Raw genomic sequence first — 10,143 nt, forward strand, 5'->3', positions numbered from 1 at the left:
GGCCGGTCGCGGCCGGCTGCGGATCCGCCTGCACCTGGCCACCGACCCCGCCGCGCTGCTCGGCGCGGCGGTCACCGTGCTCACCGGACGGTCGGCGGCGCTCAACGCCATCGACATCGGCGAGCCGAGCCTGGAAGACGTCTTCATCGAACTGACCGGAAGGGAAGCACGGTGACCGCTCTCGACACGCCGACCCCACTGCGACCGGCGGTCACCCCGCGCCCCCGACCCGGCGCTGGTCGGGTGTTCGCCGCAGTGCTGCGCCGCGACCTCATGGTCACCGGCAGGGAACTCTGGGTCATCCTGGTGCAGGTCGGGCTGACGCCGCTGTTCATGCTCTTCGTGTTCGACACGATCCTCGGCGGGCAGGGCATCGTCGGGCGCGACTTCGCCAGCTTCTTCCTGCCCGGCATCATCGCGCTGGCCGCCCTCACCACCGCGTTGCAGAGCGTCGCCCTGCCACTGGTGAAGGAGTTCGGCTTCACCATGGAGATCGAGGACCGGTTGATGGCCCCGCTGCCGACCGGCCTCGTCGCGATCGGCAAGCTGGTCATCGCCACCGTCCGAGGGCTGCTCGCGGCCATCCTGATCTACCCGCTCGGTGCCCTGGTGGTCGGCTCGGCGCCGTGGCGGCCGGAAGGGCTGCCCCTGGCGTTCGCGGTGGCGCTGCTCGGTGCGTGGATCGGCGGCGCGATCGGGATGAGCCTGGCCACCACCCTGCCGGTGCAGCGGATCAACGTCACCTTCTCGGTGATCCTCACCCCGATCATCTGGACCGGGTGCATCCACTACCCCTGGCCACGGCTGTCGATGCCCTGGTACCAGGTGGTCACCGCGCTCAACCCGATGACGTACGTCTCTGAGGGGGTGCGCGGCGCGTTGCTGCCCGGCGTGCCGCACATCCCAGCCTGGGTGTGCCTGAGCGTGCTCACCGGGGTGGCCGTGGCGCTGACCTGGCTCAGCGTCCACTGCTTCAGTCGACGGGCGATCCAGTGACCGCCCGGGCGTTTCCCACCGGCCCCTGCGAGGAGCTGCCATGCCGACCCTGACCCCACCGGAAACCGACGCGGGCCTCGCCCGCCGGCTCGCGGCCCGCGCCGGCGAACTGCTGCTGCGGGTACGCGCCGCGCACGGCCACGGCGATCCGGCCGCGCTGAAGGCCGCCGGCGACCAGGCCTCCCACGACTTCCTTCTCGCCGAGTTGGCGGCGCACCGTCCGGACGACGCGGTCCTGTCCGAGGAGGACAAGGACTCCCGCCTGGTCGGCCGCGCCGACGGGGCCGGCCGGCTCACCGCCGACCGGGTGTGGATCATCGACCCGCTGGACGGGACGCGGGAGTTCTCCGAGGAGGGTCGCTCGGACTGGGCGGTGCACGTGGCGCTCTGGGCGCGCGACGCCGGGACCCCGCACCGCCTCGTGGCGGGGGCGATCGGGCTGCCCGCGCAGGACCGGGTGCTGGCGACCGACGACCCGCCGGCCGCCTCCCCCGGCCCCGGCACGCCCCTGCGGCTGGCGGCCAGCCGCAGCCGACCGCCGGCCTTCCTGACCGACCTGGCCGGCGAGGTCGGTGCCGAACTGGTGCCGATGGGCTCGGCGGGGGCGAAGATCTCCGCAGTGATCGATGGTGCGGTCGACGCGTACATCCACGCGGGCGGCCAGTACGAGTGGGACTCGGCCGCTCCGGTGGCGGTGGCCACCGCCGCCGGGTTCCACGCATCCCGCATCGACGGCTCCCCGCTGACCTACAACCAGGCCGACCCACGCCTGCCCGACCTGCTGGTCTGCCGCCAGGAACTCGCCGCGCCGCTGCTCGCCGCCCTCGGACGGCAGCTCTCCGGCGCGGCGGCCCCGGGCGGCTCCGGCGTCCCCTCTACCGGAAAGGACACGCGATGAGCAGCGGATCGGCTGCGTATCAAGTCTCCCAGCTCGACGAGCTGGAGGCGGAGAGCATCTTCGTGATGCGTGAGGTGGTTGCGGAGATGGAGCGGCCGGTGCTGCTCTTCTCGGGTGGTAAGGACTCGATCGTGATGTTGCGGTTGGCGCAGAAGGCGTTCGCGCCGGCGAGTGTGCCGTTTCCGGTGATGCATGTTGATACGGGGCACAACTTTCCCGAGGTGTTGGAGTATCGGGATCGTCGGGTGTCGGAGTTGGGGTTGCAGTTGATCGTGGCGTCGGTGCCGGAGGCGTTGGCGCGGGGGTTGGTGCGGGAGTCCGGGGACGGGATGCGGAACCGGATCCAGACGCCGGTGTTGTTGGACGCGGTGGAGAAGCATCGGTTCGATGCGTTGTTCGGTGGGGCGCGGCGGGATGAGGAGAAGGCGCGGGCGAAGGAGCGGGTGTTCTCGTTCCGGGACGAGTTCGGGCAGTGGGATCCGAAGAACCAGCGTCCGGAGTTGTGGTCGTTGTACAACGGTCGGCATCATCCGGGGGAGTCGATCCGGGTGTTTCCGTTGTCGAACTGGACCGAGTTGGATGTGTGGCATTACATCGCGCGGGAGTCGATTCCGTTGCCGTCGATCTATTTCGCGCATGAGCGTGAGGTGGTGGAGCGGGACGGGATGTTGTATGCGGTGAACGAGTTTTTTGTGCCGCGGGCGGGTGAGGAGCCGTTCGTGGAGGTGGTGCGGTATCGGACGGTGGGGGACGCGTCGTGTACGGCGGCGGTGCGTTCGGATGCGGACACGGTGGTGGCGGTGATCGAGGAGGTGGCCGCGACGCGGGTGACGGAGCGGGGTGCGACTCGGGGTGATGATCGGGTCAGTGAGGCCGCGATGGAGGACCGCAAGCGGGAGGGGTACTTCTGATGGGTGTTGATGTGGCGCCGGTGGAGGTGGAGGCGCGGCCGATGGATTTGTTGCGGTTCGCGACGGCCGGGAGTGTGGACGACGGTAAGTCGACGTTGATCGGCCGCCTGTTGTATGACACGAAGTCGTTGTTCACCGATCAGTTGGCGGCGGTGGAGGCGGTGTCGGCGGCGCGGGGGGACGAGTACACGAACCTGGCGTTGTTGACCGATGGGTTGCGGGCGGAGCGGGAGCAGGGCATCACGATCGATGTGGCGTACCGGTACTTCGCGACGCCGCGGCGGAAGTTCATCATCGCGGACACTCCGGGGCATATTCAGTACACGCGGAACATGGTGACGGGTGCGTCGACGGCGGATCTGGCGTTGATCCTGGTGGACGCGCGTAAGGGTTTGGTGGAGCAGTCGCGGCGGCATGCGTTTCTGTGTTCGTTGTTGCGGGTGCCGCATCTGGTGTTGTGTGTGAACAAGATGGACTTGGTGGGGTATGACCGGGAGGTGTTCGAGGCGATCGCGGACGAGTTCACGGCGTTCGCGGCGAAGTTGGACGTGCCGGATCTGACGGTGGTGCCGGTGTCGGCGTTGCGGGGTGACAACATTGTGTCCCGTGCGGAGAGCATGCCGTGGTATGAGGGTCCGTCGTTGTTGCATCATCTGGAGCGGGTGCACATCGCGTCGGATCGGAATCTGCAGGATGTGCGGTTCCCGGTGCAGTATGTGATCCGGCCGCAGTCGACGGTGGTGACGGACTATCGGGGGTATGCCGGGCAGGTGGCCTCGGGGGTGCTCAAGGCCGGTGACGAGGTGATGGTGTTGCCGTCGGGGTTCACCTCGCGGATCGCGGCGGTGGAGACCGCTGACGGGCCGGTGGAGGAGGCGTTCCCGCCGATGTCGGTCACGGTTCGTCTGGAGGACGAGATCGACATCTCCCGGGGTGACATGATCTGCCGGCCGCACAACGCCCCGACGGTCGCGCAGGACATCGAGGCGATGGTCTGCTGGATGGACGAGACCCGCCCGTTGCAGGTCGGCGGCCGGTACGCGATCAAGCACACCACCCGTTCGGCGCGGGCGATCGTGCGGGGTCTGCACTACCGCCTCGACATCAACTCCCTGCACCGCGACGAAACCGCCACCGAACTCAACCTCAACGAGATCGGCCGGGTCCGCATCCGCACCACCATCCCGCTGCTCGTAGACGACTACCACCGCAACCGCACCACCGGCGGGTTCGTGATCATCGACGAGGCGACCAACCGCACCGTCGGCGCCGGAATGGTCGTGCAGCGGGACTGACGTCGCGCTACCAGGAGAGGATCGATCGGGGGTCGGCGATTGCCGGCCCCCGATCGTCGTGCACCCTCGCTACGCCTCGCGGTCGTTCGGGCCCCCGCCCGGTGACCCGTCGACCCGGGCCGCCCAACGGCGCAGCAGGTCGATGCCCTCGTCGAGCTGCCCCTGCTCGGTCAGCAGCGTGACCAGCAGTGGCAGGGACCGCCGGTTGCCCTGCTCGACGGAGCGGCGCAGCAGGTCGATCGCCTCGCCCGGGCGGCCGTCGGCGACCAGCAGGGCGGCCAGTTCGTCGTACGCCCTGGAGTCGCCCAGGTCGGCGGCGACGCGCCAGTACCGTTCGGCCTCCTCGGTCTGCCCCCGCTCGGCCAGCAGGGCGGCCAACCGCGCGGCGGCGTGCCAGTCGCCGTGGTCGGCGCGCAGCCGCAGCTCGTCGGTGTGCCCCCGGTCGGCCAGCAGGTCGACCAGGACGCTGCCCGCTCCCCGCGCCCCGGCGTCGGCGAGGTCGCGAAGATACCCGGTCGGGTCGGGCACCGGGGTCAGCCCGGCCGCCTCCGACCCGAAGAACCGGCTGCCGCCGAACTCCCGACGCAACCGGTCGTCGAGGTCGTCGGCCAGTGTGATCATCCCGCGTACGGCCAGCAGCAGATGGGTGGGGACGAAGTCCTGCCCGAAGACGGGAATGGAGGCCCAGACCGTGCCGCCGGTGCAGTAGACCCGGCCCACGACCAGCCCGTTGGTCAGATCGGACAGCCGCTGGTACAGCGTCTGGGTCGGCTCGACGCCGGTCAGCAGCGGCGAGAAGACGTCCACGAGGGGCGGATCGTCCTGGGCGCGTACGAAGATCATGGCGGAGCCGGCGCGGATGCCGACGTCGCCGTCGGCGTCGACCCGGAGCTGGTCGGCGGTGACACCGAGGACGGCGGCCAGGATCCCCTTCACCCGCTCGGTCAGCTTGCCGTCCCCGGCGTGCTGGTCCCCCGGCACCGGCACGGGCCGGCGGCGCGGGCCGACGACCGGCCGGGCGGCCAGCGCGGCGGCCAGCCTGGTGCGCGCGGGCACCGGCACGGCGGTCGTGGTGGTCGCCGGCCGGGCGGCCAACGCCGCGGCCCACCGCTGCCACCGGGTGTCACGCGCCGTCATCGTGCTCACCGTCCGGCCGGTCGGCGGGCGGGTCGGCCGGCGGTTCCACCCGGACCTGGTCGAACATCTTGGCGATCACCAGCGGCGCGGCCACCCCGAAGGTGAAGCTGGCGAACGCGGTCTCGGCCAGGCCACCCGCGCCGGCCGCCGCGGCCAGGCCGGTGCCGGCCGCCGCCCGCAGCAGGACGGCGAAGACGACGATCGGCCGGTCCCGCCGGTCCCGCCACGGCCACTGCCACCGCCCCTCCGACTCGCTGGTCGGGCGCATCATGGCGGAGAGGTTCAGTGCCTCCGCGACGGCGCTGCCGACCATTCCCCACATCGCGGCCATCCATAGAGACACGTCCCAACCCTAGCGATCGAGGGATCCCCCACCGGCACCGCCCCACGCGCGGGTGGCGACGACACTGCCCACGGTAGTCGGACCCCACAACCGACCGTCCGATCCGGACGCCGCTCGGCGGAGGCGCCGCCGGGGCGCGTTCAGGGGGTCGGCGTGGTGAGCAGGTAGTCGTCGGCGTCGGCGCTCCACCGCAGGTCCACGATCCCACTGGTGGCGGCGGCCTTGCAGAACTGCAGGAAGCTGCGGTAGCCGAGCTTCTTCTCGCTGAAGTCGGGTCGCGCCCGGCGTAACTGGTTCTTCAGCCCGGACAGGGCGACCGCGCCCTCCCCGCCGGCCAGGTCGCCGACCACGGAGCGGAGCAGCCCGAAGGCCACCTCCCGGTCGCCGTGCTCGGGCAGGGACACCTCGGGATCGCCCTTCGCCGGGCCCTCCGCCAGCTCGATCACCGTGCGTTCGGCGAGGTGCCGCAGCAGCTCGCCGAAGGTGCGGAAGCCGTAGTCGGACTCGCTGAACGTCGGGTCCTTGCGCAGCAGCGTGCGCTTGAGCGTCGAGGCGGTCACCTCGCCACTGGAGCTGCCCTGGAGGCCGGCCACGGTCTGCGCCACCAGCACGCTGAGCGTGTCGACGTCGCGGGCGGGCTCCGCCTCCACCGGCTGCGCCTCGGGCTCCTGCTCCACCGGCTCCACCTGCCCGGCCGGCTGGGGTTCCGGGCTGGGCAGCCGCGCCGGCCGGCCGCGCCGGGCCCGGGCCGGCGGGACGTCGACGCCCTCCAGCCGGTCGTAGTACAGGAACTCGTCGCACGCCGGCGGGAGCAGCGCCGAGGTGGACTTCTCCACGCCCACGCCGATGACCCGCTTGTTGAGTTCCCGCAGCTTGTGCACCAGCGGGGTGAAGTCGCTGTCGCCGGTGCAGATCACGAACGTCGAGACGTACGCGCGCTCGAAGGCCAGCTCCACGGCGTCGACGGCCATCTTGATGTCGGCGGCGTTCTTGCGCGAGGCGCCCATGCGCTGCGGCATCTCGATCAACTCGACGTGGGAGCGGGTGAGCATCCGCCGGTCCTCGTCGAAGAAGGACCAGTCGGCGTACGCCCGACGCACCACCACCCGCCCCCGCTCGGCGAGGGCGTCGGCGATGGGACGCAGGTCGAACGCCATCCCGCCGAGGTGTTCACGCGCCCCCAGCGCGAGGTTCTCGTAGTCGAGGAACAGGGCGATGCGGTCTTCGTGATCCACGAACGCCAGCGTACGCCCGCGCCGCCCACCTGCCGGTACGCGCCGCGCGCCGGCCGGCGGCGGCCCGGCTGTCGGGGGTGGCGGTCAGGGTCCCCGCATGGACATCATCCTGATCCCGGGCTTCTGGCTCGACGCCTCGTCGTGGAGCGGGGTCACGCCGAACGGGCGGGCCACCGGGTGCTGTGTTCACCAGGCCGGCGGAGCTGGGGCGGGCGATCCTGGCGGCGGTCGACCGGGGCTGAGCGCGGCGGGGGGAGAGCGGGGCCGGAGCAGAGCGCGGCCCCGCTCCGGCGGCCCCAGCGGGCGGGTCGCGAAACGACGGAACCCACCCTGGCCGGCCGAGCCGCCCACTACCCTGGGCGCGAGAGCTGCTCGCCTTCTCGGCGGCCGACCACGGGGGTGTGGATGCGGCGACCGGCACGTGGCCCGTTCTGGGCGGCCGAGCTGTGGTGGCAGCAGCGCCGCCGCCGGTGGCGCACCCGACGGGAGCGCCACGCCGAGCGGGTCATCCGCCGGCGGATGGACCAGCGCACCAACCACCGGGTCGGCTGGCGCTACCACCGCCGGCTGCGGTGGGCGATCCAGCTCGGCGCGTTGGCGCTGCTGGCCTGGACGGCCTACTCGCTGGTGCTGCTGGTCCTCGACCGGGAGCCGCATCTGTTGCGGCTGTCGCAGTGGTGCGGCGGCGGCCAGCCACGGGCGTACTACTGCGGCCAGGTGCAGGACTTCGTCAAGGGCCCCCTGGTCCTCGCCCTGGGGCTGGCGATCTTCCTGGTGGGCCGCTACTTCTGGGTCCGGCACTGGTATCACGCCAGCGCCCTGCGCAACCGCCAGCTCGTCGTGCCCACCGCCGAACGCGACATCAGCAGCATCCGGATCGTGGGGCGCGACGAGCTGTGCGACCTGATCATCCAGCGGCTGCGCGACCGGCGCACCCGACGCCCGTTGGTGCTGGTCGGCGGCATCGGCACTGGCAAGACAGCCACCCTCGTCCGCCTGGCGGAGCTGCTCACCGACACCCGGATCGTGCCGATCGGCGTCGACCTGCGCGGGGTCGACACGCCCGAGGCCCTCGACTTCCACCGGCTCGCCCGCGACCGGTTCCAGCGCACCATCGACACCCAGCTACACGCCGAGGGGGAGGCCGACAAGGTGTGGCGGCAGCTCTGGGTCGAGAACCGGGTCGTGGTGATCGCCGACGGCCTGGAGGAGGTGCTGGCCGACGCGCAGCAGCCGTACGACCGCGACAGTGTGCTCCGGCAGGCCATCCGCACCGCGGTCGAGGAGCGGCTGCCGCTGGTGATCGCGTCCCGCCCGGACGACCCGCTACGCGGGCTGGACGCGCTAATCCTCCAGTTGGAGCCGCTCGCCGAGGGCGCCGCCCTGGAGTACGTGCGGGCCCAGCGGCGGCAGCCCGGCCGGGGGTACCGGTGGGATCGGGTCACCGCCCTGGTGCGGGAGGCCGACGTCGCCGACTCACCGTTCTACCTTCGGCTCATCGGCCAGCTCCACGAGGTGGACCGGCTCGACCGGGTCGAGTCGTGCGACCGGGGCCGATCCGCCGCGCGCTGGAGGCTGCTGGAGGAGTGGTGCGACGCGCTGATCGCCGGGGACCTCTACGAGGACTACGGCGTCCCGCAGACCGAGCGCGGTGACGCGATCGAGGTGCTCTCCGCCCTCGCCTGCATCGGGCTCCGCAACAACCGGCTGCGGGTACGGACGGCCGAGCTGGCCGGCGACGCGGGCGGGCCGGACGCGGGCCGCCGGTGGATCATGCAGGAGCTGCGGGCCCGGCTGCACAAGCTCGACCCCGGCAACCCGCAGGACGTCGGGCTCGCCGAGACGACCGGCGGCGAACTCAACCTCGTGGTCAAGCACCAGGACGGGGTGCGGTTCGTGCACGGCGTGGTCCAGGCGTACCTCGGCGCGCGCTACCTCACCGCCGCGCTGCGCGACGACGGGTTCCTCGACCACGCCTTCGGCCACAACGACGGCCCGGGCAGGGAGCTGCTGGCCGCCCTCACGCTCTACGCGCAGAGCGACGGCAGGTTCGAACGCCCGGGACGGGCGTGATCGGCACCTGCTGCCCCGGATCCGGGGCCGCCTCGTCGACCTCGCCCGCCGCCCGGTCGAGCCGGACCAGGGCGCCCGCGACACGCGGGCCACCCGCGCTCGGTCCACCGCGCTGGCCCGGCGACTGCTGGCCGAGGCCGTGGCCACCAACAACCGCACCAAGGCCGTGGAGATGTTCGCCGCCGCCCTGGAGATCGACGCCGCCGCCGGGCACCGGGCCCACCGAGCCATCGCCGAGGCCGTCCGCGAGGCGTGGCCGCGCTACCAGGGCGATGGTTCCGTCACCGACCGTCCCCTGGAGGACGCGAAGATCGCCCTGGTGCACCGGTTCGGCGACGCCGCCCGGCTGTTGCGGCACGGGTCCGGGTCGGCGGCCCGTTGCCGACGCGACCACACCCCGCAGTACCGGCAGCTCTTCCTGATGATGGGCGACGAGACGTCGTACCTGCCGCGGCTGGCCGCCGCGCGCCTGTTGGCCATCGGCGGCGACGCGGCCCTGCGGGCCCTGCACGACCTGCTCGACGGTGGGCCAGACAGCGCCGGCGACACGCAGCGGGCGACGTACCTGCGGCAACTGCGCACCTGGCTGGCACCCGCGATCTTCCTGGCCGCCAGCGGGCAGCAGATGCCCGACGAGCCCCGGTGGCTGGACGTGGCCCGGGAGAACCTGAGGCGGTGGGTCGACCGCCTGGCGACCGACCCCTCGGACACCGCGCGTCTCTACGAGATCACCCTGGCCCAGGGGTTCCGCCTGGCGGCCAACTGCCGGTTGTACCCCCCGCACCGCAACGCGCTGCTGGAGGAGGCGGAGCGGGCGCTGCGGCACGCGCGCTTCTGGTACTCGCAGCTTGCCCTGCTCCAGGCGCTCACCCTGCTCGCCCTGCCCCACGACCCCGCCGAGACCCTGCGCGAACGCGGCCACGGCTCCGACCCGCGGGGGCTGATGGACTACTGGCTGGCCATCGCCGGAGGCGGCGACGACGCCCCGTCACCCGGCAGCGGGACGATCCACCCGCTGGTCGAGGAGGCCGCCGCCCTCTGCGTCGAGGCGCTGGTCGACCGCCACCCGGAGCGGCACTGCTGGGTCGACGAACGGGAGATCGTCTGCCGGGTGGGTTCGGCCAGCCCGCAGCCGGAGATCCGCCGGCTCCAGGACTCCTGGCTGCAACCCTCGCTGGGCTGGGGGGTCCTGGCACCGCGCGCCCAGCGCCTGCTCGCCGACGTGATGCTGCTGCTCAACCTCTCCGACCGGGGG

At 72.1% G+C, this 10,143-nt stretch carries 9 protein-coding genes; 6 read left to right on the forward strand and 3 right to left on the reverse strand.

Features of this window, described 5'->3' with window-relative positions; translation table 11 throughout:
- Positions 1 to 171: 171 nt before the first annotated feature.
- Genes MCAG_RS02690 through MCAG_RS02705 form a run of 4 tightly spaced genes read left to right on the forward strand, consistent with a single transcriptional unit; the run spans position 172 to position 4,100 of the window.
- On the forward strand, positions 172 to 996 hold the full coding sequence (locus MCAG_RS02690) for an ABC transporter permease (protein ID WP_085986099.1): 825 nt from the start codon (positions 172 to 174) through the stop codon (positions 994 to 996).
- 40 nt (positions 997 to 1,036) lie between these two features.
- Positions 1,037 to 1,894, forward strand: coding sequence for a 3'(2'),5'-bisphosphate nucleotidase CysQ (locus MCAG_RS02695; protein WP_050777827.1), 858 nt, complete (start codon positions 1,037 to 1,039; stop codon positions 1,892 to 1,894).
- Positions 1,891 to 2,805, forward strand: a complete 915-nt coding sequence (gene cysD, locus MCAG_RS02700) for a sulfate adenylyltransferase subunit CysD (RefSeq protein ID WP_007071453.1) — start codon at positions 1,891 to 1,893, stop codon at positions 2,803 to 2,805. The genes MCAG_RS02695 and cysD overlap by 4 nt, the downstream gene beginning before the upstream one ends.
- The gene (locus tag MCAG_RS02705; protein ID WP_007071454.1) at positions 2,805 to 4,100 is read left to right on the forward strand and encodes a sulfate adenylyltransferase subunit 1; all 1,296 of its coding nucleotides are present in this window, start codon (positions 2,805 to 2,807) and stop codon (positions 4,098 to 4,100) included. The genes cysD and MCAG_RS02705 overlap by 1 nt, the downstream gene beginning before the upstream one ends.
- 69 nt (positions 4,101 to 4,169) lie before the next feature.
- On the opposite strand, the gene MCAG_RS36065 is transcribed toward MCAG_RS02705, so the two are convergent.
- The 3 genes from MCAG_RS36065 to MCAG_RS02720 form a co-directional block, all read right to left on the reverse strand.
- Entirely contained in the window at positions 4,170 to 5,237 is a 1,068-nt protein-coding gene (locus tag MCAG_RS36065) for a hypothetical protein (protein ID WP_050777828.1), read from the reverse strand.
- Positions 5,224 to 5,580, reverse strand: coding sequence for a hypothetical protein (locus MCAG_RS02715; protein ID WP_007071456.1), 357 nt, complete (start codon positions 5,578 to 5,580; stop codon positions 5,224 to 5,226). Before MCAG_RS02715 ends, MCAG_RS36065 begins: the two co-directional genes overlap by 14 nt.
- Positions 5,581 to 5,720: 140 nt before the next feature.
- A complete protein-coding gene (locus MCAG_RS02720) occupies positions 5,721 to 6,815 on the reverse strand; it encodes an NYN domain-containing protein (protein ID WP_036372049.1) in 1,095 nt (364 codons plus the stop codon).
- A gap of 405 nt (positions 6,816 to 7,220) precedes the next feature.
- Here MCAG_RS02720 and MCAG_RS02725 point away from each other — a divergent pair, with 405 nt between their 5' ends.
- Together MCAG_RS02725 and MCAG_RS02730 are read left to right on the forward strand one after the other, a co-directional pair.
- Complete coding sequence (locus MCAG_RS02725; protein ID WP_157547811.1) at positions 7,221 to 8,888, forward strand: NACHT domain-containing protein; 1,668 nt, start codon at positions 7,221 to 7,223, stop codon at positions 8,886 to 8,888.
- A 139-nt stretch (positions 8,889 to 9,027) separates the two neighbouring features.
- Positions 9,028 to 10,143 (forward strand): hypothetical protein (locus MCAG_RS02730; RefSeq protein WP_036372051.1); only part of this gene is annotated, 1,116 nt, incomplete at its 3' end.

This window comes from Micromonospora sp. ATCC 39149 (genome assembly GCF_000158815.1).
Taxonomy (GTDB): Bacteria; Actinomycetota; Actinomycetes; order Mycobacteriales; family Micromonosporaceae; genus Micromonospora.